This window comes from bacterium, from assembly GCA_016700035.1.
Taxonomy (GTDB): domain Bacteria; phylum Patescibacteriota; class Saccharimonadia; order CAILAD01.
Genome location: CP064998.1, coordinates 842,946 through 867,063, shown reverse-complemented (window position 1 = coordinate 867,063; position 24,118 = coordinate 842,946). Strand labels below are relative to the sequence as shown.

At 41.9% G+C, this 24,118-nt stretch carries 25 protein-coding genes; 21 read left to right on the top strand and 4 right to left on the bottom strand.

Annotated elements, in window-relative coordinates; translation table 11 throughout:
• Window positions 1-17: 17 nt before the first annotated feature.
• On the top strand, window positions 18-431 hold the full coding sequence (locus tag IPM44_04415) for a hypothetical protein (protein QQS26924.1): 414 nt from the start codon (window positions 18-20) through the stop codon (window positions 429-431).
• A 32-nt stretch (window positions 432-463) separates the two neighbouring features.
• On the opposite strand, the gene IPM44_04410 is transcribed toward IPM44_04415, so the two are convergent.
• Window positions 464-901 (bottom strand): hypothetical protein, encoded by a 438-nt coding sequence (locus IPM44_04410; protein ID QQS26923.1) that lies wholly within the window; start codon window positions 899-901, stop codon window positions 464-466.
• A gap of 64 nt (window positions 902-965) precedes the next feature.
• On the opposite strand from IPM44_04410, the gene IPM44_04405 reads away from it, so the two are divergent.
• Window positions 966-2,192 carry a glycosyltransferase gene (locus tag IPM44_04405; protein ID QQS26922.1) on the top strand — a complete coding sequence of 409 codons (1,227 nt, stop codon included), beginning with the start codon at window positions 966-968 and terminating at the stop codon, window positions 2,190-2,192.
• On the opposite strand, the gene IPM44_04400 is transcribed toward IPM44_04405, so the two are convergent.
• Window positions 2,182-3,381 carry a hypothetical protein gene (locus IPM44_04400; GenBank protein ID QQS26921.1) on the bottom strand — a complete coding sequence of 400 codons (1,200 nt, stop codon included), beginning with the start codon at window positions 3,379-3,381 and terminating at the stop codon, window positions 2,182-2,184. The genes IPM44_04405 and IPM44_04400 overlap by 11 nt on opposite strands.
• Before the next feature lie 137 nt (window positions 3,382-3,518).
• On the opposite strand from IPM44_04400, the gene IPM44_04395 reads away from it, so the two are divergent.
• The 4 genes from IPM44_04395 (at window position 3,519) to IPM44_04380 (ending at window position 7,301) form a co-directional block, all read left to right on the top strand.
• Window positions 3,519-5,123 (top strand): MFS transporter, encoded by a 1,605-nt coding sequence (locus IPM44_04395; protein QQS26920.1) that lies wholly within the window; start codon window positions 3,519-3,521, stop codon window positions 5,121-5,123.
• 208 nt (window positions 5,124-5,331) lie between these two features.
• A complete protein-coding gene (locus IPM44_04390) occupies window positions 5,332-5,619 on the top strand; it encodes a DUF4342 domain-containing protein (GenBank protein QQS27380.1) in 288 nt (95 codons plus the stop codon).
• 6 nt (window positions 5,620-5,625) lie between these two features.
• Entirely contained in the window at window positions 5,626-6,498 is an 873-nt protein-coding gene (locus IPM44_04385; GenBank protein QQS26919.1) for an ABC transporter ATP-binding protein, read from the top strand.
• Window positions 6,495-7,301, top strand: coding sequence for an ABC transporter permease subunit (locus tag IPM44_04380; GenBank protein QQS26918.1), 807 nt, complete (start codon window positions 6,495-6,497; stop codon window positions 7,299-7,301). Before IPM44_04385 ends, IPM44_04380 begins: the two co-directional genes overlap by 4 nt.
• Here the strand turns inward: IPM44_04380 and IPM44_04375 are convergent.
• Window positions 7,298-8,434 (bottom strand): lecithin retinol acyltransferase family protein, encoded by a 1,137-nt coding sequence (locus IPM44_04375; protein QQS26917.1) that lies wholly within the window; start codon window positions 8,432-8,434, stop codon window positions 7,298-7,300. The genes IPM44_04380 and IPM44_04375 overlap by 4 nt on opposite strands.
• A gap of 89 nt (window positions 8,435-8,523) precedes the next feature.
• Between IPM44_04375 and IPM44_04370 the strand changes: the two genes are divergently transcribed.
• The 15 genes from IPM44_04370 (at window position 8,524) to IPM44_04300 (ending at window position 22,880) form a co-directional block, all read left to right on the top strand.
• A complete protein-coding gene (locus IPM44_04370) occupies window positions 8,524-9,594 on the top strand; it encodes a DUF998 domain-containing protein (GenBank protein QQS26916.1) in 1,071 nt (356 codons plus the stop codon).
• Between the two features lie 3 nt (window positions 9,595-9,597).
• A complete protein-coding gene (locus IPM44_04365) occupies window positions 9,598-9,981 on the top strand; it encodes a hypothetical protein (GenBank protein ID QQS26915.1) in 384 nt (127 codons plus the stop codon).
• 69 nt (window positions 9,982-10,050) lie between these two features.
• Window positions 10,051-10,620, top strand: coding sequence for a hypothetical protein (locus tag IPM44_04360; protein QQS26914.1), 570 nt, complete (start codon window positions 10,051-10,053; stop codon window positions 10,618-10,620).
• Between the two features lie 22 nt (window positions 10,621-10,642).
• Window positions 10,643-12,739 carry a hypothetical protein gene (locus IPM44_04355; GenBank protein ID QQS26913.1) on the top strand — a complete coding sequence of 699 codons (2,097 nt, stop codon included), beginning with the start codon at window positions 10,643-10,645 and terminating at the stop codon, window positions 12,737-12,739.
• 38 nt (window positions 12,740-12,777) lie between these two features.
• Window positions 12,778-13,737, top strand: a complete 960-nt coding sequence (locus IPM44_04350) for a GDP-L-fucose synthase (protein QQS26912.1) — start codon at window positions 12,778-12,780, stop codon at window positions 13,735-13,737.
• A 16-nt stretch (window positions 13,738-13,753) separates the two neighbouring features.
• Entirely contained in the window at window positions 13,754-14,578 is an 825-nt protein-coding gene (locus IPM44_04345; protein QQS26911.1) for an ABC transporter permease, read from the top strand.
• Window positions 14,575-15,855 carry an ATP-binding cassette domain-containing protein gene (locus IPM44_04340; GenBank protein ID QQS26910.1) on the top strand — a complete coding sequence of 427 codons (1,281 nt, stop codon included), beginning with the start codon at window positions 14,575-14,577 and terminating at the stop codon, window positions 15,853-15,855. The genes IPM44_04345 and IPM44_04340 overlap by 4 nt, the downstream gene beginning before the upstream one ends.
• A complete protein-coding gene (locus tag IPM44_04335) occupies window positions 15,855-16,532 on the top strand; it encodes a class I SAM-dependent methyltransferase (GenBank protein ID QQS26909.1) in 678 nt (225 codons plus the stop codon). The genes IPM44_04340 and IPM44_04335 overlap by 1 nt, the downstream gene beginning before the upstream one ends.
• A gap of 11 nt (window positions 16,533-16,543) precedes the next feature.
• Window positions 16,544-17,245, top strand: coding sequence for a DUF268 domain-containing protein (locus tag IPM44_04330; GenBank protein ID QQS26908.1), 702 nt, complete (start codon window positions 16,544-16,546; stop codon window positions 17,243-17,245).
• Between the two features lie 18 nt (window positions 17,246-17,263).
• Window positions 17,264-17,980, top strand: a complete 717-nt coding sequence (locus tag IPM44_04325) for a methyltransferase domain-containing protein (GenBank protein ID QQS26907.1) — start codon at window positions 17,264-17,266, stop codon at window positions 17,978-17,980.
• A complete protein-coding gene (locus IPM44_04320; GenBank protein QQS26906.1) occupies window positions 17,977-18,813 on the top strand; it encodes an alpha-1,2-fucosyltransferase in 837 nt (278 codons plus the stop codon). Before IPM44_04325 ends, IPM44_04320 begins: the two co-directional genes overlap by 4 nt.
• Window positions 18,798-19,751 (top strand): glycosyltransferase, encoded by a 954-nt coding sequence (locus IPM44_04315; GenBank protein ID QQS26905.1) that lies wholly within the window; start codon window positions 18,798-18,800, stop codon window positions 19,749-19,751. The genes IPM44_04320 and IPM44_04315 overlap by 16 nt, the downstream gene beginning before the upstream one ends.
• Window positions 19,735-21,633, top strand: a complete 1,899-nt coding sequence (locus IPM44_04310) for a glycosyltransferase (protein QQS26904.1) — start codon at window positions 19,735-19,737, stop codon at window positions 21,631-21,633. Before IPM44_04315 ends, IPM44_04310 begins: the two co-directional genes overlap by 17 nt.
• Before the next feature lie 61 nt (window positions 21,634-21,694).
• Complete coding sequence (locus tag IPM44_04305) at window positions 21,695-22,348, top strand: hypothetical protein (GenBank protein ID QQS26903.1); 654 nt, start codon at window positions 21,695-21,697, stop codon at window positions 22,346-22,348.
• Window positions 22,308-22,880 (top strand): glycosyltransferase family 4 protein, encoded by a 573-nt coding sequence (locus IPM44_04300; protein ID QQS26902.1) that lies wholly within the window; start codon window positions 22,308-22,310, stop codon window positions 22,878-22,880. Before IPM44_04305 ends, IPM44_04300 begins: the two co-directional genes overlap by 41 nt.
• Before the next feature lie 250 nt (window positions 22,881-23,130).
• Here the strand turns inward: IPM44_04300 and gmd are convergent, their stop codons facing one another.
• Window positions 23,131-24,090 carry a GDP-mannose 4,6-dehydratase gene (gmd, locus tag IPM44_04295; GenBank protein QQS26901.1) on the bottom strand — a complete coding sequence of 320 codons (960 nt, stop codon included), beginning with the start codon at window positions 24,088-24,090 and terminating at the stop codon, window positions 23,131-23,133.
• Window positions 24,091-24,118: the final 28 nt, after the last annotated feature.

Genomic DNA, 24,118 nt, shown 5'->3' with positions numbered 1-24,118 from the left:
AGAAAGAGAGGTATGTTATGGCGTCAAAATCTAATGATATTACTAATGTGTCTGGCTGGGTAGGTTGGGTCTACTTTGCTGGTATTCTAATGGTTGTAAATGCAGTTTTTGCAATTATTTCCAGTTTGGTTGCATTGTTTAACGATGAGCTTTTTGTAGCCGGAGCAAATCGACTCTGGATAGTTGATTTGACTACCTGGGGATGGGTACACTTACTACTCGGTATTATCCTATTCTTTGCTGGCGGAGCGGTTATGGCTGGCAAGATGTGGGGTCGTGTGGTTGGTATTATCTTGGCAACAATTGCCGCAATGGTAAACTTTGCCTTCATTCCAGTGTATCCAATCTGGTCGATTCTAATGGTGGTTGTGAGTGGACTTATTATCTACGCTCTTGTTGCTCACGGCAAAGAAGCTGCAAACTTAGAATAAGACACTAGTCTTTACTAAAAAACACCTTGCCCTTAAGCTTGGTGTTTTTTAGTAAGTTCTTTTAGCTTTTTAGTATCTATCTTCGGAGCTGGCTCTTTTATAACATCTAGGTTTAGTGATTTTTTAGAGAAAGCTAAAACTAGCATACCAACTGGTGCTCCAATGGTTAGCCAAAAAGAGGAAAAGGCCGGGCTTTTACCAAAAATTTTCCCTAGCCTGATACCAATTGGAATAGAATAGATTGGCCCCAAATATGGCACAAAGGCTACAGCCTGCCATGATTTTGGTAAACCCAATATTCTGATGAGTACAATATAATTGTAGGCTGGGATGTAGGCTGGCCACATGCGCTGGCCAAGTTTACGAAATACCAACCCAAGACCTAGCATGTATACCAGATAGGCCAAGATGAGAGTTAGCCCCACGCCAAGTATGAGTTGCCAGAGCCACTGGAGAAAATCAATAATCATGTTTGTATTGTACTCGTTTTTTTATAAATAGTCGCATTGATGGTTCTTACGCTACAATATAGGTATGCAACATCAGCCAATTCGTGCACGTAAACTGCAAGATTATTCACAGTGGTTAACATTGAGGCAAACAGCAAAACTTGAAAAAGAAGCAAAAGAATTTCAAGGTATGCGCATTTATGAGATTAACTCCACAGCCGAAGGGGGTGGTGTGGCAGAATTGTTACGCTCTCAAATTCCACTGATGCGAGGACTGGGCATTGATGCTCGCTGGCTGGTTATTCCTCCAGATAATCGTTTTTTTAATATTACTAAGCATTTTCATAATGCCTTGCAAGGTGGTCTAGCCGGCTTGCCGGATGATCTGGAATATTATGATGAGTATACTCGAGCTATAGTTGATAGCCTGCCTCGTGATGGGGATTTGTATATCTTGCATGATCCACAAACGCTCGGTCTGATTCCGTTTCTTGCCGATAAGCCAGTGGTGTGGCGATGTCATATTGACCTAACTTGTGCCGATCCACATGCTTTTGCCTGGCTTAGGCGGCGATTGCGCGCGGTTGATAATACAATCTTTTCGCTGCAAAGTTATGTTGCTGGTATTGCTAAGGCCTCGATTGTGTATCCTTCGATTGACCCATTACAGCCCAAGAACCAGCCACTCTCAGATATTGTAGCCAATAGGTTAATTAGCAATTTAGGGGTTGACCCTAGTAGGCCTTTTATTACTCAAATTTCCCGTTATGATATCTTTAAGGACCCGGTAGGGGTATTGGAAGTTGCGCGGCGATTGCAGGCTCTCTTGCCTGGCCTGCAATGTGTGTTGCTGGGTAACTATGCTAGTGATGACCCGGAGGGGAAAGTCATGTATGAGTCGGTCGTGGAGGCAGCTAAAGGTATGCTCGACACCCATATACTGGTTAATGTTGATGATAATGAGCGCGTGGTGAATGCCTTGCAATCGAGAGCTGCAGCTGTCATACAGTATTCTTCACGCGAGGGGTTTGGACTTACGGTGACTGAAGCGATGTGGAAAGAAGCGCTAGTTTGCGCTCGTCCAGTTGGGGGAATTTCATTGCAAATTAAAAATAGGCAGACAGGTATTGCGCTGAGCGGTAATCATGATCGCGATGCACGACTTATTGCCCGCGCCCTTAAAGATAAGAGCCGTATCAAGAGGCTAAAGACTTCCGCTCGAAATCACGTTGAAAAGAATTTTATTACACCCGTAATGCTGACGGAATATTTAAAAGCTTATCGGCAGGGGATACAGTCGGCTAGGAGCTAGCTTTGCGAGTCGCTAATATTTCAACGATACTGACAAAAATACAATAAGCTAGTACTGCCTGAATAATTGTCTGCCAAGTAATTGCTGGTTTTAGAATAAGAGCTAGAAAAGCTAGCACAACACCAGCAACCCTCCAGCCTAGTATATTTTTACGCAGCCAGATTCTTGAAAGATTTAGCGCCTGGTAAAGTCGAGTGTTGCTAAATTTATCCAATCCGACCATGTGACGTAACTTTTTAGCCCAAGCAAATGGACCAGCTAGAATTGCTATTCCTGAAGCTATAATGCCTAGAATTAGTGCATTGGTAGTTACATTTTTAAAGCCAGCAGTAAGTGCATCCCAAATTACACCAGCGGCCGATTGATAGGCAACTGCTACATTATTAATTATTTCGGGACGGAAAGCTTTAAGTAGAATTAGCTCCAGAGCGGTGATCACAACAATAGTCAGAGTGATTGCCAAAGTTGTTTTCCACCTTTGACGGGCTACAGCAATTGCACCTAGAAAAGAGGCGGCAAAGAGCATCGGTAGGATTACATAAAGAGCTTGCGTGTATTGATAAGCTATCCGCATAGCTTGAATACGGTCACGTAAGTTAACAGCTATTTCAGCGGCCTGACTATTACGAATAGTGCTTGAAATGGTTCCAGTACCACCAGATTGCAAACGGTCTCTTATTCGCTCCAAGAAGGGTGTGATATTTACACCGAATACGGCTCGCTCTTTCTCGGTATTGAACTCAAACTGCGGACGCTTGAGGGTTACCATTAGTCGTGAGTGGGCAGTTTCGTTAGCTGATATCCAAACACTATTAAATTGGTCACTAGCAATTAGGTTAGTACCAATTCTCTCAGTGGCAGAAACCACCTGATTAGCTAGTGGGGGTGCGATAAACGAAGCTCTTTCTGGTAAGGCCTGCTTTATCTCGGCTTCTAAATCAATCGAACTATACAGTTTTTCAGTGGCGTATTTACTCAGTGCTGACGCAACCTCACTATTCTTTGTTAAGGGCGCAACTGTTTTGACATAATTTTGCGTGTCGAACACATAGACATTAAGCCAGCGCAAAATTAGCCAGTTGGCAAATGCAATAGTTCCAATACCTACGAGTAACCCCACAACAAATAGGCGCCAACGGTTTGATGCTGGCTGCTTAGATGGTTTTTGGGGTGTAGTTTGTTTAGCCATGATGATTACAATTTAACTATATTAGTATTAGTTAGTTATACGACCCATCTGATGCTAGGTCAAGCATAAGCAATATTTAAAACTTTTTATTTTTACCAGATTACTGTACAGTATGAACCGAAGAGGTAATCATCAAGATGTCTAAGAAAGCTAAAAAACTGCTCATTTTGCTGGCTGCAGCACAATTTATTTTTACTCTAGATTCTACCGTGATGAATGTATCGATCTCGACACTTGTTCAAGATCTCAACACAACTGTAGGTGATATTCAGGCGGCAATTGCCTTCTACTCCTTAGTGATGGCGGCCTTTATGATTGCTGGTGCAAAAATTGGCGATATTATTGGCCGCAAACGGGCTTTTATTGTAGGTATGTGTATTTATGGTGTGGGTAGTTCGCTGACGGCTCTAGCGCCAAATGTGCAGGTATTAAAGTTTGGTTGGTCATTTTTGGAGGGAATTGGGGCGGCACTGGCAATTCCAGCCATGCTTTCATTAATTGCTGGTAACTTTACTAAGCCCGATCATCGGTTGAAGGCCTACAGTACTGTGGCCGCTATGGCGGGGATTGCCGCCGGCTTGGGGCCAATTATTGGTGGGTTTTTAACGACTTATGCAACCTGGCGTCTAGCTTTTGCCGGAGAAGTGTTGGTGGTGATATGGATTTTGTTCCAGCAAGGGCTTATTAAGGACGTAAAGTTAGAAGGCAAGAAGATGCGTTTGGATAAAATTGGCGTGATATTGTCAGTTGCTGGTTTAGGGGTAATGGTTCAGGGTATTCTGATGGCCGGCACTTACGGCCTGTTGCGAGCTCGTCAAGATTATTCGCTTGGCTCGTTCACGTTTACTGCTGGAGGCATATCCCCGGCGATAGTTGGAATTGCAGTAGGAATTTGTATTTTGCTCGGATTTGCTGTCTGGGAGGCTCACCAGTTTCGTAAAGGTAAGGATCAGCTTGTGAACTTAGATTTATTTAAGATCCCAGCCGTTAGTGGTGGTACACTAACGATTCTTTCACAGCAATTTGTCTTGGGTGGCCTGATGTATGTCATGGCTCTTTTCTTGCAGATCCAGCAAGGTATGTCAGCCTTCCAGACCGGTATCGTTCTATTACCACTCTCACTGTGTCTACTGCTAGCGGCATCACGTGGCAATGTTTTAGCAAAGCGGTTCGATCCACGCGATGTAATTCGAGTAGGCTACTTATTAATACTTTTTGGCGTGTTGGTAATTGCAGCTCGCTCGCGTGATATTGCCGCTGATCCAGTCTTTCCAATTTCATTGGCTGTGGCTGGTGCAGGAATCGGACTAATTGGCTCACAGTTGCAAAATCTTGTTCAATCTTCAGTTACAAAAGAGCAGTCTAGTGAGGCTTCCGGCTTGATGTCAACTTTTCAAAATCTCGGTATGTCGCTAGGAACTGCGATTGCTGGAGTGGTGCTAACAGGCTTCTTAATTAGCGTCAGTACACAGTTAATTAGCGAAAACACTACCCTTACGAGTGCTCAAAAACAGCAGTATACATCAGCCCTACAGACCCAGGCGCAGATAGTTAGTGATACGGCTCTTCAATCTGCTCTTGATGATGAAAGTCCAGAAACAGCTCAGCAAGTCGTAGAAATTAACGCTCAAGCTCGGGCTCAGGCTCTGACGTATTCATTTGTAGCTATTGCAGCTTTAGGTGCATTGGGTATGGCGGCCACAACTCGATTACCAAGACGAACAGCGACTTCAAAAGCCTAGAGTCTTACTAGATTTTACGTCTTACCATCGGTAAGTTCTCTTGATAGACCCGATAGTCAGCTTCAACAATCTCCAAGGTCTCTTTACGCAGAGGAGTGGTGGCTAGTTTATTAAAGTTTTTGATCATTCTTACGCTCATTTAGGCGCATTGTATCAAGCCGTCTTGATTGACAGGAGTATAATGAAAGTTATTGAACAGGAGTTAGTTATGGCAACGCAACGCACCGAAGAGTTTAAAATTTCTGGTGGCGATATTATGGCTAAGCTCAAAAAGCTGGTCAATGAGGGTAATGTGCGCAAGATAATTGTGAAGGATAAAAAAGGCAAGATAATTGCCGAATTTCCCCTAACGGTTGGTGTGGTTGGCGCCCTGTTGGCTCCAATACTGGCAGTCGTGGGCGCGATTGTAGCTCTGGCTGCGGATTGCGTGATTAGTGTTGAGCGTACGGTTGAAGCAAAAAAACCAAAGACTAAGCTAGCCAAGAAGGATAGTTAGGTAGAAGTGACGAATGCGCTAGAAATAGGTGGAATATCCAAATCATTTGGTAGCCACAAGGCTATAGAAAATATTACATTTCAAGTAAAGAAGGGTGAGATTTTTGGCTTTTTGGGGCCCAATGGGGCTGGCAAGACTACTACTATTCGTTGTTTAATGAATTTTATTACGCCCGATACAGGGAAGATAAAGGTACTAGGTCAAGATGCTCAAGCCAGTAGTGTGGCAGTAAAAAATATGATTGGCTATGTGGCGAGCGATCATCACTTGGTAGAAAAATGGACCGCCCGCGAGCATATTGACTACATCGTGCATCTCAGGGGTGCTGGTGGTGATTATAGGGGTTTGCTCAAGCAGTTTTCGCTAGATTTAGATCGTCGAGTTAAGGTGTTATCGACTGGTAATCGCCAAAAACTAAACCTTATTTTAGGGCTGATTGGAGAGCCAAAAGTTTTGGTTTTAGATGAACCCACGCAAGGCTTGGATCCGCTGTTTCAAAATGAGGTTTATCGCGTGTTGGAGGATTTCCGAGAGTCTGGCGGGACAGTTTTTATTTCATCACATAATTTAGCGGAAGTTCAGCGGATTTGTGAGCGGGTAGCGATTATTAATCAGGGTCGGCTGGTGGCGGTTGAAAATCTTGAGTCATTACGACAAAAAGCTCAGTATGTAGTGCGTGTTCGTAGCGCTAAGCCATTACCGAAATCTGTCTTGCAGAGCGATCAGATAACTATACGCAGTCAAGCCGAGCATGAAGTTACTTTTTTGGTGCGAGGGGATTTGAATCTAGTCGTCAAAATGCTAGCTAAGCATAAATTGTCCGATTTAGAAATAGCTCACGCTAGCTTAGAGGAGGTATTCCTGGAGATGTACTCATGAATTCGGTTATTATTCGTCGCTATCTGCGCGACCGTCGAGTGTCGCTTGCGGTGTTTTGTTTTTCGGCCCTAGCCTTTGCCTGGATGTATGTAGCGCTTTTCCCATCTCTCAAAAGTCAGATGACGGCATATCAGGACATTTTTAAGTCTTTTCCTAGCGCCATGATGGAGGCAATGGGGATATCTGATTTAAATATCGGTAATTTTGCCAGTTATTTTAGTGCCGAATACTTATCAATGGTATGGCCACTGCTGGCAATAATTCTATCTATTTCGTACGCCGGCAAGGCCCTGGCCGGTGGCGTGGAATCGGGTACCATCGGCCTTGAGTTAGCTCAACCCATTTCGCGCACCAAGCTTTATTTGTCAAAATACCTGGCTGGACTAATCGCCATTACTATTTTTACAGCAACTACATTGCTTGGCGTAGTCCCATTGGCTGGACTCTATAATATTGAACTGGAGATTGTGCATTGGTTGCAGCTAACAGGTATGGCCTGGTTGTTTGTTATGGCGATCTATAGCTTGGCCTACATGTGTTCGGCTATCTTCTCTGAACGCTCACGTGTTTATGGTGTGGTTGCTGGGGTTCTACTGATGATGTATGTGGCACGCATTATAGCTAGCTTGGAGGATCAGCTCGATTGGTTGCGTAGCCTATCTTTCTTTCATTATTTTGAAGGATCTAAAATTTTGACTGAAGGCAGTCTGAATAATACTGGTGCAGTAGTTTTTGCTGGAACCATCATCTTAACTATCGTTGTTGGTGCTATGTGGTGGAATAGGCGAGATCTAGCAGTTTAGTTTTTGATTGAAGGCTTTTTAGATGACAGCATCCAGGCCGTCACCATCGAGTTAAGGCGACGAATCCTATAAGACACTCGGTGTCCAAAAGTGCCACCAAAATGGAAGGCCAGCCATTCGCCAGCCCGAGTGTAAGCTTCAACAAAAACGGCTAAGTAGGGGCGCTGCTTGAGGTTGCGCATAGCTGAGCTGGTTTGAGCGTAGAGTGAATCGCGGTTTTTGCCACCAGTCTTACAATGGATAGCAAAGTGTTCACAATTGTTATAGATCAGGTTATATTTCATTTTTTTACCAGCTTGAGCGGTGGCAGTTTTTATCACTATATCAACCGGAGCCGATTTAATATCTGGGTAAACCCAGTGTTGAGGCTCGCGACCACGTAAAAATTCTTCCCAGCTGGTTCGATGCACAATGCTATCGTCTCGGTAGTGCACCACTTCATTGTTGCCGATATACACCCCCAAGTGAAAACCCGATCCAAAATAGCAGGCATAGAGCTCACCTCTTTTACGGCGTACCACCTCTGGCTCGATCTCAGTAAAAATTATCGGTAGGCTATTGTCTTTACTACGATAAGCCATTACTAGCAGAATGGCGCCAAAAGATATGAGTCGTGCTGTCAGTAGAAAAACTACACCATTGACTCGCAATTGTGGGATTAAAATAATGGTGCTGAGCCCTAAAAAGAGAGTGAAGCAGGCGTTGAGAAAAAATAAAAAACGTGACTTCGTACCTCGAGAGCGCCAGGCTACCACAAACTGAACGGCTCCATCAAAAGTGAATAGTATCCCCAATATTAGTGCGATAAAGCCGATTGATAAGTTGTCGTACGTGAAAAAAATAATACCGGCGCCAATATCCAATAAAGAGTGAATGAGGATAAGTATAATACCGCGCAGACTGTAGCCTTTGGAGCTTTTTCCTAGCACCAATTGCACTAGCTTTAAGCCACCGCTTAATATCAAGCCAAAGCTTAATATGATTTGCAAAGGGTTAAAGAATATATATGGTGCTTGCAAGATCATTAAGCCAGCCAGTATAAAAATTGATCCAATAACAGCCAGCCTAATACGGTGCTGGCGGATAACAAGTAGCTGAACGCTGGTAGCGTCATTTGTGATAATATTTTTCATCGGTACTATTGTAATAATAATACTAACAGATTGATATAGAATACTGTTCTCGGATAGACGAAATCTTTTTTCAGGTGTAGTATGCAGATATGGCGCGCAAAAAAGATATTGCAGGTATGAGGGCGCGGATTGCCGAACAGCTAGCTTTACGCTGGGGGATTATTAGTGCCCTAGTAGCGTCTGCGATTTCTGTAGCCTGGTATTTGGGCAATGGAGTAAAGTTAGTACCAATTACTGGCAGTCTTTCAATTACTCGTTTGGCAGTTTATATTGGCGCGCTAGCAAGCTTTGTATTTTTTGCCTATTTTTATCGTCAAGGGGAGCGTTGGATGCACGAAAATGCTAAGCAACCCTTGCCAAAAAGCTGGATATTTTGGCGCGATACCATTACCTTAGCTTTTGCCTACACTCTGGTAGCTGCAGCTGTTATGGCACTTACGGCGTTTGTGTTTTCGCACGCCTTCATCGGCCTGGAGTTGGACTCCTATAGTGCGGCCCTAATTACTGGTGTAGTGGTTGGCGGTTGCTCATATATAATTATCAATCTGGCCTACACCGTTTCGGTAAACCGTATTTTAGCTATCTTAGGGATTGTTTTGGTGGGTGGTGTGTTGTTTGCAATGGTCACAAACGGCCAGGCTGACTGGTGGCAGGTGCATTTTAGCTATTTGGGTATGGAGCAATCCAATGCTGCTCGAGCGTTTAATTTTACACTAATCTTTTCGGGGTTAGTGATGTTGGCACTAACAGAGAATCTATTTAATGCCCTAGCTCCAGCGTTTGAGGGCAGTAATTCTGGTATGCGTCTCAATGTCATTAAGGGTGCCTTCGTATTTATTGCAATTGCTCTAGCCTGTGTGGGCCTGTTCCCTTTTCAGGAGGGAACCATCTATGCTACTCTCCACAATGCGTCGGCTTACGGCATGGTGCTAGGTTTTCTTTTTCTAATCTCTACCTTGCGCTGGACATCACCCCGCTTGTCACCTGAATTCTTTATTTTGTCATACATTATGGGCGCCTCACTGATTGTTTGCTATGTGCTTTTTGCGATGGTCGGCTACCTAAATCTTACCGCTTTTGAACTCTTAAGCTTTGGAATTAGCTTCGCATGGCTTATGCTATACCTAAAGAATCTGTCACAATTAATTGAAAAGGGGTAGAACATGGCAAATAATACAGTTCAACGTAATATGGGTGATACCAAATCAGCACAGGGTTGGCAAAATGGGATGTCGCTTATTGTCGGCATTGTAATTATTCTGATCGGAGCAGGGTTTTTGTCGGCAATTTTGGCAAATTCCGATATGGCAAACTTAATCCCGCGTCAGACGGTACCTATTTTGGTCTTTTTGGGCGGGATAATTATGGCCGGATCTGGTAAGGCGGCTCAAGGGTTGGGCTTGATGGCGCTGGGCTTTATCTTTATTTTGCGCAATATGGGAGTTTTTGATACTGCTACTTTTGATACAGCTTGGTTTGGAATCCTAGTATTAGTTGGCTTATTATTTGTACTGATGGCCCAAGTAAAGCCAAAGGATAAGCTCTAAATCTTGTGAGATTTTTCACGTGCTCTTGAAATGCTTATGGTATAATAATGTCTGTAAATTCGGGGGAATATGGCTTACGGACCAAGTTTAAAAACAACATCAACGCGTAAATCAAAGCTCAAGTGGCTATTTATTATAGTGGCTGTTTTGGCGGTTTTAGGCGCGGGTGGAGTTTTTGGTTACAAGTGGTACCAAGACAGCAAGGCCGAAGATCCAGTTGCGGCTCAAGATCAACAAGATAGCACCCAGGACGAAGAAGTTGGTGTGCAAGATAATCAAACAGCTACTCCAACGCCCAGTGTTTCTGCTAGTCCGATCAGCAGTGTACCCGAGCAAGAGCAACGGGCCGCCTCCAGTACTGGCATAACTATCACTTCACCTAGTTCTGGAGCTACAGTCAAGTCTGGTACTAAACTAGAGGGTACGGCACCAACTTCATATACAAAAGTTTCGTATCGTATTCAAAGTGATGAACGTGGACTGGTCGGACAAGGCGAGTTAAATGTAGTTAAGGGTAAATATTCGGGAACAATTGGTTCTGGCGGGGCGAGTGGCAATGGTTATATCGAAGTTTTTGTGATAGATGCCAGTGGCAATGAGGCAAAGCACACAAAGGTAACAGTAAGGTTGGGCGGATAGTATGAGTTGGAGGGTGAAAACTATGAGGCGAACATTCGGCATGCTGATTGCTAGCTTGGGTCTTTCTGCTGCGGCTGCATTGTTTGCTACACCGGCGCATGCAGCCTATAACTCCAATAATATTATTGATGATGGACGTTTTACGAACCACACGTCCATGGATGAAGCGGCGATCCAGGCCTTTATGAATGCCCGTAACAGTGGGCTTAAGAACTATGTCGATCCATCGGTAAATCAGTCGGCTGCTAAAATTATTTATGATGCCGCCTGGGACTTTGGCATTAACCCACAAGTTATTATGGCGACTTTGCAAAAAGAACAGTCATTAATGACCAATCCTTCGCCATCGGCTTCAAACATTAATTTTGCCATGGGCTATGGCTGCCCAACGACCGGCAGTTGTTCATTTCCTGGCTTTTACCAGCAAATTCGTAATGGTAGCTGGCAGTTGCGGTTTAATATGCACCGAGCAGCTGGAAATAACGGCACTTGGGTCGGTCCAACCGGCCAGACCTGGGGGAATTCTTCGATAGCATACGCCTGTAAAAATGCTACTGCCTATTACAGCACGGGATTATTCCCCGGCCGAACAGTGACGTTTTATGCTCACACCAATGGACAAGCCTATGCTAATGTGGCGATCGCTAATGCCGCAACAGCCGCCATGTATTGCTATACACCACACGTTTATAACCCCAGCGGTGTACCGGTTTATTATTCGGGCAGTAAGAATTTTGTAAGTTTTTACGAGCAGTGGTTCGGGCCGACTACTAGTGAGGCATATAAGTCTGAGTATGCTGGGCAGTCTAGTTATAAAACCCTTTCCCCATCGGTAACAACTGCAGTAGGACATATCCGCTATCGTAATGTTGGTAATGACACCTGGTATGACGATGTTGGACTATCTACCGCACCGGTAGGCACTAAGCCGGTACATTTAGCTACTTCCAATCCCCTTAATCGCAGTAGCTCTGTGGGCTACCCTTGGGGTGGAGATCGAAATCGTCCATCTGGTACTTTTGCAGCAGTGTATGAAGCGGATGGTGTGACCCCGGCAGCCAATCAGCATAAAGCTACATCTGGTCAAATTGTTCAATTTAATATTAATTTTGGCGTTGATAGCACTACTCCAGAGGGTGTGTACCGCGAATTCTTCCAGCCAATTGTTGAGGGTTGGTCTACGATGAATAACCCTGGTACATATTTGGATATAACTGTAGAGAAGCCTACATACACCTCTCAATATGCTGGCCAGTGCGCATACCCAACAATGGTAGCCAATAACAGCTCTGCACCATGCTTCTTGCGATACAAGAATACTGGGAATGTTCCTTGGTATGATAGTTCTTCTGCAGTAGCAAATAATACGAAGCCAGTAGTCTTGTCTACCGGAAGGTCGGTGAATCGCTATAGTCTACTTGGCACACTATGGAATCGTGATCAGAACCGTGCATCTACCCGTTTTGCGGCAGTATATGAAGCAGATGGAACAACACTAGCTGCAAATCAAGCAGTAGCTCAGCCAGGTCAGATTGTTCAATACAACTTCAACTTGTGGTCTGCTGAAGTTCTCAGGCCGGGTGTATACCGCGAATTCTTCCAGCCAATTGTTGAGGGTGGTGCAATGATGAATGACCCGGGTACGTTTATAGATATAAGGGTACAATCTCCTACATACACCTCTCAATATGCTGGCCAGTGCGCATACCCAACAATGGTAGCCAATAACAGCTCTGCACCATGCTTCTTGCGATACAAGAATACTGGGAATGTTCCTTGGTATGATAGTTCTTCTGCAGTAGCAAATAATACGAAGCCAGTAGTCTTGTCTACCGGAAGGTCGGTGAATCGCTATAGTCTACTTGGCACACTATGGAATCGTGATCAGAACCGTGCATCTACCCGTTTTGCGGCAGTATATGAAGCAGATGGAACAACACTAGCTGCAAATCAAGCAGTAGCTCAGCCAGGTCAGATTGTTCAATACAACTTCAACTTGTGGTCTGCTGAAGTTCTCAGGCCGGGTGTATACCGCGAATTCTTCCAGCCAATTGTTGAGGGTGGTGCAATGATGAATGACCCGGGTACGTTTATAGATATAAGGGTTAATCGTCCATAAGTAGCTTTACGGCGCCTTATCTTGATACAATCTAGAGTATGTCAAATCTTTCTAAAGTCTTTTGGAAAAATAAAAGAGTTCTCGTAACGGGTGGCTCGGGCTTTCTTGGCTCGGCACTTGTTCGACAGCTTGAAGTATTGGGTGCAGAAGCCATTACTCCATCGCATGCCGACTATGATCTCGTGAGCGGTGACGCGGTACGCAAGATGTATGCCGACCATTCAGATACAGACATAGTTATTCACTTAGCCGCCAAGGTTGGCGGCATAGGTGCAAACCGTGAGCATCCAGGCTCTTTTATGTACGACAATCTCATGATGGGTACGCAACTTATGCATGAAGCTCATCTTGCAAAGATACCCAAATTTGTAGCGCTTGGTACAGTGTGCGCATATCCAAAACATACGCCAGTTCCATTTAAGGAAGACGATCTTTGGAATGGCTATCCAGAAGAAACCAATGCGCCTTACGGACTCGCTAAAAAGATGATGCTTGTGCAAAGTCAGGGCTACCGTGAAGAATACGGCTTTAACTCCATCTTTCTTTTGCCGGTAAATTTGTATGGGCCAAATGATAACTTTGATCCTGCTTCGAGCCATGTAATCCCAGCGCTCATCAAGAAGTGTGTCGATGCAGTGGAGAATAATGATAAGGAAATCGTAGTGTGGGGAACTGGTAAGGCTTCTCGAGAGTTCTTGTATGTAGAAGATGCCGTGGAGGGGATATTGCTCGCTGCCGAACGATATAATAGTTCCGAGCCTGTGAATATTGGCTCCAGCTTCGAGATTACTATTAAGGATCTTATCGATATTATTGTCAAAGAAACCGGCTTTACAGGGAAGATTATATGGGACACCACAAAGCCCGATGGTCAGCCTAGGCGTAAACTGGATGTGTCTCGTGCAAAGAACGAATTTGGCTTTGAATCGCAGACCAGCTTTGAAGAAGGCCTCAAGAAAACCATCGCCTGGTACCGAGATAATCACACTAATCTGTAGTATAATTATCTACTAGATGGAACACGTTGTAGTTATTCGTCCTAAGAAACGACTTGCGATCGACTGGAAGGAGCTCAAGGAATACCGCGAGCTCTTCTTCTACTTTGCTTGGCGCGATGTTAAGGTTCGCTACAAGCAAACCGCCATCGGTATTCTATGGGCAGTCTTACAACCATTTATCCAGATGGTGGTGTTTACACTGTTCTTCAATAAGGCGGTCGGTATCGAAACTGGCTCAGCCGTCCCGTATGCGATTTTTTCCTACACTGGCCTTTTGTTTTGGAACTATTTTTCGCAAGCCTTGCAGCGTTCGGCCAATAGCCTGGTAGATAATCAAGCGGTGGTTACCAAGGTGTATTTCCCGCGTATTATTCCGCCAATCTCTTCAACAATTGTTTCGTTCATAGATTTCTGTTTTGCCTCAATTATTTTTGTTGGGCTGATGATTTATTTTCAATTTACACCATCTTTGCTTGGAATTTTACTGGTTATTCCAGCTATTTTTGTGACGTTTCTGGCCGCCACTGGCCCAGGTCTATTTCTAGCTGCAGTTAATGTAAAGTATCGTGACGTGAAGCAAGCTCTGCCATTTTTAATACAGCTTGGTCTTTTTCTCACACCGGTTATTTATCCTGTTACGGCTATCCCAGAGCGCTTTCAGTGGCTACTATATTTAAATCCAATGACCGGTGTGATTAATGCTATGCGAGCGAGTTTTCTGGGCGCCGGAGAAATTGATTGGCCTCTCACGGCCCTATCGGTAATTGTGGCAGTACTATTATTTATTGGTGGCCTGTATTACTTTAAGGGTCGCGAAAAGGAATTTGCGGATATTATATGAGCAAAATTAAACCAGCTATTGAAATTAAAGGTCTTTCCAAGGCATACATGATTGGTCATGAAAAAGAAGCAATGGCTGGTACGATGACTTTTCGAGATTCTCTTACTAATATGGTGCGAAAGCCAATCGAGCTAATCACCGGTCATCAGCTTAAAAAAGAAAAGTTTTGGGCGCTAAAGGACGTAAATCTTAAGATAGAGCGCGGTGATGTAGTTGGTATTATTGGTCGCAATGGATCGGGTAAATCGACACTACTAAAGGTGCTCTCGCGCATCGTTGAGCCCACCAAGGGGGAAGTGATTATGCGGGGTCGGGTAGCTAGCCTTTTGGAGGTTGGTACTGGCTTTCATCCAGAGCTGACTGGACGAGAAAATGTTTATTTTAATGGTGCTATACTCGGCATGACGCGTAAAGAGATACAATCTAAGTTTGATGAAATTGTTGCTTTTTCAGAAGTAGAAAAGTTTTTGGATACACCGGTAAAGTTTTATTCATCGGGTATGTATGTGCGGCTTGCATTTGCGGTAGCAGCTCATCTCGATCCAGATATCTTAATAGTTGATGAAGTGTTAGCTGTGGGTGATGCGGCTTTTCAAAAGAAGTGTTTAGGGAAGATGCGCGATGTGGCAGGGCAAGGCAGAACGGTGCTGTTTGTGAGCCATAGTATGGACTCGGTTCGAAAACTGTGCACAAAGGGTATATTTATTAAAGATGGTAAGATTGAATCGACAGGTAATATCAATACAGTCATTCAAGACTACATGAGTTTCAATGGTGAGAATAGATCTATTTGGACGACAAAAGAATATAATCTTGATAAGAATGAGTATCTGGAGATATCAAAAGCTAGCTTATCTTTTAAAAACCATCTTGTAAAAGGCAGTGTTCGTAATAATCAAGAGATTACAGTAAAAGTTACTGGTAAAATTTATAAACAAAGTGCCAGCCTCAATATTGGCTTAGCAGTTTATGATATAGATGGTAATATTATTTTTTGGACATTTACTACCGATATGGCCAATGACGAAAAAGACAAGAGTATGCCTACAGGAAGTTTTGAAGCACAAACAGTGTTTCCGACAAATATACTAAATGAGGGTGATTATATTATTGAGATTTTGGCTAGCTTACATAATCAAAGATGGTTACTTGAGCCAGGTGGTAATGTGCCAACATTAAGCTTTTCTATTAAGGGTGGGTTGAGTAATTCGCCATATTGGCAAGATAAGCGACCTGGTATTATAGCTCCAGTACTTGATTGGAATATATCAAAATAATGCAATTTCCAAACAAAGTAAAAAGCATAAAAGATGGTGATAAAGTTCTTGAAATAGGGCCGGGCGGTAATCCATTTAATAGATCTGATATTTATCTAGAATTGAAGTTATCTGAAAAAGAATTGGCAGCCCAGCGTGGGTACGCTCAAAAACCTATTCTTAATGGTAAAGTTGTGTACTATGATGGAAAAAAATTTCCTTTTAAGGATAATGAATTTGACTATGTAATATGTTCACATGTAATAGAGCATGTGCCTGATGTGAAAAAATTCTTATCAGAGATGTTTAGGGTTTCAAAGAGTGGGTATATTGAATACCCCACAATATACTATGAATATCTTTACAATTTTGATGTGCATTTAAATTTTATGAAATTCGATCACGCTTCAAGTACCATGAGGTATTTGCCAAAATCTAAAACTAATCTGCAAGAGTTTTCGCCGGTTCAGAAAATAATGCGTGAATCTTTAGAGAAGGGACACGTAGAATTAGTTGATAGTTTAAAAGATATTATGTTTGAAGGGTTTGAGTGGTCTAAGAAATTTGGTATAGAAGAAGTGGATACCGTGAGTAAAATTGCTTTTATAGACAATAGTATTGAAGTTTATAGCGTAAATCAAGGATACATCGGTAAGCGTAGACGATTGAAATTACTGCTAAAAAAATTAGTGAGTTAGAGGTGTGACTAATGTATAAACAGTTTAGAAAAGAAGTCAGAAATTACAAAAAAGAATTAGAATCTTATCATAAATTGATATCTAGCTTGGATATGAATATAGAAATTGAAAAATTTCCACAGCTAGATGATCGTACGACTGAAACTGGGTTTGATGCACATTATACATATCAGGGGCCATGGGTGATGAGGAAATTAATCCAAGCTAAACCCAAAAAGCATATAGATGTTGGTTCTTGGGTGACGTATTTAGGTTTTTTTTCTGCCCTACAACCTACAGAGTTTGTTGATATTCGTCCCGCTAGATTGGATATTCCAGGGCTATCACCTAAGGCTGGATCAGTCTTAGATTTGCCATTTAAGCCAAACTCAGTTTTATCACTTAGCTGCTTGCATGTCGTTGAGCATGTCGGGCTAGGTCGATATGGCGACCCATTAGACCCAGAGGGTACCACAAAAGCAATTACTGCGCTTACAGAAGCTATTGCTAAGAATGGTAATCTCTACTTATCGCTACCGGTTGGCAAGGAGGTGACTTATTTTAATGCACATCGAGTTACTAACCCAGCTAAAGTAGTAGATTTGTGTAAGCCACTAAAACTCAAGCAACTTTCGGCTGTTATGGATGATGGCCGATATATAGAGAGAGCCACGACTAAGCAGTTGGCCAACCAAAAATATGCATTGGGGTTATATCATTTTGTTAAAGAATAAAATCTTAAGAGGTATTATATGTTCAGTAAATCTAGGGTAGGCACAAAAAATCAAAGCAATAGAGAAGAGTGGCTTGAGGCTACTTTAAAGAAGATACCAAAAGGAAAGCATATTTTAGATGCCGGGGCGGGTGAGCTGCAGTATAAGAAATTTTGTGAACACCTCAAATATACCAGTCAAGATTTTGGACAATATGACGGTAGGGGTAATGATAATGGACTGCAGACACAAAGTTGGGATAACTCAAAGCTAGATATAGTATCCGATATAGCAAGTATTCCGGTTAAAGACAATGAATTTGATGCTGTTATGTGTATTGAGGTTCTAGAGCATATTCCTCATCCTGTTGAGGCAATTAAAGAGTTTGCACGAATTATCAAGCCTGGTGGGTATTTAGTACTAACTGCTCCAGTTTCATCGTTAACGCATTTTGCACCCTATTACTTCTACAATGGGTATAGTCATTATTGGTATGAGAAATATCTTGCAGATTTTGGTTTTAAGATAGAGGACTTAGATTTTAACGGCAATTGGTTTGAAGCTGTTGCGCAGGAGATGAGGCGCATACCACATATTATCAATGAATATTCAAAAGGTGCTTCTTGGAAAAAGAGTGATCAATTAGCCTTGAATAAATTATTGTCCACGATGGAAGATGCGTCATCAAAGAATAGTGGCTCGGAAGAATTACACTCGCATGGCATCCATGTCTTAGCTAGGAAAAAACGTCGGTGATACTAGTCCAGCTCCAAGGCGGTCTCGGCAATCAGATGTTCCAATATGCTGCTGCGCGTGCTTTGGCGGAACGCAATCATACAAATGTGCTACTGGACTTATCTTGGTTTGAGCAGAGTTTTGATGAAACTACAACGCCAAGGCACTATGAGTTGGACTGCTTCTCTCTAGATAAGGGGACAGAAAAATTTCAAAATACGGCCCGTCAAAAAATACAATCTCGTCTAGCAAAAAAATATACTGAACCACACTTTCATTATGATCCGGTATTTGTAAATCTACCCAAAAATACTGTACTAAATGGCTATTTTCAGAGTGAGAGGTATTTCAAAAATATTCACAATATTCTATTGCAAGATTTTTCTTGGGCTAAAGATCCTACCGGGAAAAATAAAGAATTACTTAATGTGATTAAAAAAGATGCTTCAAGTGTTTCAGTGCATGTCCGTCGTGGTGATTATGTCTCAAATAAAAACGCAGCAAAATTTCATGGCTTGACGGGTGTGGATTACTATAAGGCAGCAGTTGGTAAAATATCAAAGCAAGTAAAAAATCCAAATCTGTATGTATTTTCGGATGACCCCGATTGGTGTAAGAAGAATTTAAAATTTACTCAGGCTACTACATATATTTCCCACAATACTGATGGCGCGGAAGATATGCGGCTGATGTGTGAGTGTCGACATAATATTATTGCTAATTCAAGCTTTTCTTGGTGGGGAGCGTGGCTTAATACAAACTCTGATAAAATTGTAATAGGACCAAAGCAGTGGTTTTCTGGGCCGGATAACAATACTAAAGACGTTCTACCAAAGTCATGGCAAAAGATTTAAAGAATAAACCTAAACCTAAACCTATCTCAAAGCCACCCCTCGTCTCCGTGGTGATGAGTGTCTATAATGGTGAGAAATATTTACGTGAGGCGATAGATTCTATATTAAATCAAATCTTTACTGATTTTGAGTTTATCATCATTAATGATGGGTCGACCGATGACACTCTAAAGATCATTAAGGACTATAAAGATCCTCGTATTGTGTTAATTAGTCGTAAAAACAAAGGCTTGGTGGCATCGCTAAATGAGGGTATTAAAAAGGCTCGAGGCAAATACATTGCCCGAATGGATGCCGATGATATTAGTTTGCCAGAACGATTCGAGAAACAAGTAGAATATTTGGAGGGACATCCGGAGATCGATTTGGTGGCAAGTCAAATTCAAACTTTTTATAACAATAGAGATGAGCTTATAGTTTATAAGCCGATTACTAGCTATGAAATATATTACTTACTCGGGGCGGGTTCAATAATTGCTCATCCATCGGTGATTATGAGAAAAAATGCTGTCAAAAAAACTGGTTTATACAAACAGGCCATGTGGCCAGCCGAAGATTATGATTTGTGGAGTAGGATTGTAAATAAAAGCAACGCTCATAACTTACCGGAAGTTTTATTGAGGTATCGTATTAATAGTCAGGGTATCTCTGACACAAATAAGGAATTACAAAATCAGCAAACTGTCATAATTTCTGGTAAGATACGCAAAGATATTATCGGGCTAAATAGGTTATCTCTCTATATAAAACTACTATATCTACAAAAGAGTGGTAAAAAGCTATTGCCAAATTATTCAACAAAAAACTATATAGTTGGATTGGCAACAGGGGTATTGCAAGATATTAGAGATGATACCTTAATAAATAAACTACTATCAATAAAGATAAAGATAATATTAAAATTAGTCGCGAGCTATAGAGATGAAGTCAAAAATTAGATCCAAAACACCTCTCGTCTCCGTTGTAATGAGTGTATATAACGGTGAGAAATATTTACGTGAAGCGATAGATTCTATCCTCAATCAAACCTTCACTGATTTTGAGTTTATCATCATTAATGATGGATCGACCGATAATACGCTCAAAATTATTAAGAGCTACAAAGATCCACGTATAGTGTTAATTAGCCGAGAAAACAAAGGTCAAGCTCTTGCGCGAAACGCTGGAATTGCACTGGCAAGAGGTAAATATATCGCTATGATGGATGCTGATGATATTAGTTTGCCAGAACGATTCGAGAAACAGGTAGATTATTTAGAGGGACACCATGATATAGGTGCAGTAAGTAGCTTCGTTCAAAATGTTGATTCAAGCGGTAAGCCAATTGGTGCCTGGGAAGATGATGTTAATGTTAAGACACCTGAGCAGATCAGAAATACAATTGCCTATAAAAATTGTTTTAGTCACGCACCAACAATATTCAGAGCAAAAAATATCAAGCACTACCAATACCGAAATATCAAGGCGGCTGAAGATTATGAATTGTGGCTCAGGATGATTAGCGACGGTATCAAATTGGCAAAAATACCAGAGTTTTTATATTTATATCGACAGCATGATAGCTCTACTATGGCGGTAGCACAGGTTATAGATTTTGACTGGCGTATGGCTAAGATGAAGCTAAATTTTTTATGGTATCGGTTGGGTCAGTTTAAGCTAAGTATGTTTGATTTTCGAGTATTTGGCGCTGTTATAGCCCACATATATTATTGGCTACCTAGAGAAGCAAAGAAGATTATTAAAAGAATATTATTTATTAGTTCAATAAATAATGACCGTGATAAAAAAACTATATTACTAATATCTACAGCGAAGTCTATTGGTGGTGGAGAAATATATGTTCAACAAATAATTAGGCATCTGCATCTAAAATATAACTTTATTTTACTTGCCCCGCGCCAATTACATGATAAATTCGGGGATGGACTCACCTATCGTAGGATTAATCTGCCAGACTGGGTATATTCATTAGGTTTAAGAGGGTCGTATATGGTGCAGTCTTTATGGCTAAGGTCACTCAGGCTGAAGCATGTCGATCTGGTTCATATGCAGCAGCTTGATGATGTGTTAACACGATTTTTCAATGGTACTGCACCAATTATCTTTACTGCACATTCGCGACTTCAACTAAAAGGTATCCAATTGAACTTTACAAAGAAGATAGCTATGCGTCTTAATGCCACTATTGCTGTGGCAAAAGTATTAAATCCTGACCTTAAGAAGTTAGGACTGACCTCAGATAGGATTATAAATATACCTAATGGAGTAGATGGTGAAGGTTTAACTAAGCTTAAAGCGAATAGAGTGTGTAATGAAATAATTTGGGTCGGTCGGTTAGAAAAAAATGATAAAAATCCTGATTTATTTTTAGAGATAGCAAAAAAAATGCCACAGGAATCATTTTGTATGTATGGCGATGGAGGATATAGAGATGAGCTTCTAAGTATAATTAAAGAAAGAAATATTAATAACGTTTATATAAAGGGCTTTGTTGATGATACTAAAGAGATCTATCGCAAGGCAAAATTACTATGCTTAACTTCGGAAAGTGAGGCAATGCCATTAGTGGTGCTTGAAGCATTAGCCGCAGGTGTGCCAGTTGTATCGACAAAGGTTGGCGACGTTGAAGCTGTATTAAGCTCTGGTGGTGGAGTATGTGTATCTAAGTCGAGAGCTGATAGTTTTGCTAAGGAAATTAGTCGGATATTAGAAAGGCGTGAGAAATACGCAGAATCAGCGCGAGAGAATTATTTGAAAAATTACCAAATCCAAAAGATGATAGCCGGTCTAGATAAATTCTATGGAAAGATGGTAAGGTAGTGCAATATATGATATCTCTACTAATTAAATTAAATAATATAAATCTATCTAGAGTACTGGTATGAAAATCTCCATTGACTTACGGCCGCTTCAGAGCGGACATCAGCATAGGGGGATTGGTAAATATATTGCCAATGTTGTTCCTGCTCTTTTTAGGGTAGGTAAGCAGCATGAATTTTATTGCTATCATTATGGCGATGAGCCTCCAAAACTTTCTTATGTGTCTCCATCTGTAAAATTTATAAGTCTGGGTAATTATGATCCGGGTTCATTTAGCTCTAAGCTTTACAGAAAGTTATTTATGCATCAGCCTGGGCTCAAAGAGTCGGTGCAGGCAGATGTTTTTTTTCAACAAGATATCGGCTTTGGGCTCAGTAAAAATACCCCTACAGTAGTTACGCTGTATGATCTTATACCAATAATTTACCGTGAAAAGTATTTTGTGCCTAGGAAGAAGCCAGGTTTTCTGCGGCCTTTTTGGGATATGCGTAATGAGCAGGTGTTTCAGCAATTTATGCGCTTGAACGCAAGATACGCATTGGTAGATCGTATAGTCAGCATCTCGCAGGCTTCTATTGATGATTTACATAAAGTATTTCCCAACACATCTAGCGTGCCCCTATACTGTAACTCCATTAGCCGCACAGGAGCTCCCTGCGCCGAGCAAAAAGAAAATGAACAAAAAGCCTTACATGCTCTATGTGGGCGGGACTGATTCCCGAAAAAACCTCATGCAATTAGTAGATATGTACGAAGAAGCACTTAAGCGCGGAGCTAATGTCGATTTAGTTTTTATTGGCTATGATTTTGAGCAGTCTAAATTTTACGACACGGCTCGTTTGTTAAAGCACATAGACAAATCCCCAGTAAAGAAAAGAATAAAAGTCATTGGGTATGCGGATGATGCTGATTTGGCTACATATTACTCGCAGGCTCAAGCACTATTGTTTGCCTCGGAATATGAGGGCTTTGGTATGCCAATCTTAGAGGCGATGCAATCAGGCTGTCCGGTAATATGCTTTAAAAACTCGTCGATACCAGAGGTGGCAGGTGATGCTGCAATAATGGTTAGCACGGCAGATGATTTTATTGATGGTATTGTTGAGCTTGCTAAGTCTGAAAAGCTACACCAAGAGCTTGTTCGTAAGGGTAAAAAACAAGCAGCAGGCTTTACTTGGGAGAACACTGCCATGCTTACACTCAAAGCCCTGGAAAATTCAGCCGATAAAAAGAGTATTAACCGATAATGAGTTGGCAAAAAAAATGAGAAAGGCCGGCTTAATACAGGCCAAGAAATTTAGCTGGAATACAAGTGCCACTAAGATGAAAGAAATTATTAATTCAATCTTGTAAGTTAAAAACTATGTATGTCTATACTTTAGTATAAAGAGAGATAAAGTAAATATGCCCTCAATGAATCTGTAGAGTATATAATATTTACCCCATATCCTTATGGGGTAAATATTATTATAGAGAGAATTGTTGAAACCTATAATATCAGCTGAGTTCAGTTAAGTCGGCATCAACCATCATCTTCACGAGCTCTTCAAAACTTACTTTTGGTTCCCATTTGAGCTGTTTTTTGGCATGGGCCGGGTCACCGATGAGCAGGTCGACTTCAGCCGGGCGGAAGTATTTCTCGCTGACTTCCACGTACTTTTCCCAGTCCAGACCTACGTGATTAAAGGCGATCTGACAGAACTCTTTTACGGAGTGCGTTTCATTTGTTGCCACCACATAGTCATCTGGCTTATCGGCCTGTAGCATAAGCCACATAGCTTCTACATAATCGCCAGCAAAGCCCCAGTCGCGTTTAGCGTCCAGATTACCGAGGAAGAGCTTATCTTGCTTGCCGGCTTTAATGGCGGCCACCGCTCGAGTAATTTTACGGGTTACAAATGTTTCGCCACGGCGCGGACTTTCGTGATTGAATAAAATACCGTTGCAGGCAAACATATCATAACTCTCGCGGTAATTTTTGGTGATCCAGTAAGAATAGACCTTAGCAGCACCGTAGGGTGAGCGAGGGTAGAAGGGCGTCTTTTCGGTTTGTGGCACTTCCAAAACTTTGCCAAACATCTCGCTGGAGCTAGCTTGATAAAATTTGGCTTGTGGTGCGGAAGTACGGATAGCTTCTAATAGTCGCAAGGTGCCAGTGCCGGTGACATCGGCGGTATATTCCGGTACATCAAAAGAAACTTTTACATGGCTCTGGGCGGCTAGATTATAAACTTCATCCGGCTGAATATTGGCGATGATATGCTGGAGCGAGCTGGAGTCTGCTAAATCACCATAGTGCATTTGGATATCATCAAAGATATGTTCAATCCGACCAGTAGTAAAAGTACTGTTTCGGCGCATAATACCGTGCACCTCATAGCCTTTATCTAGAAGTAATTCGGCTAAATATGAACCGTCTTGACCGGTAATTCCTGTTATAAGTGCTTTTTTTGCCACAAATCCTCCTTCGTTATCTGCACATTGG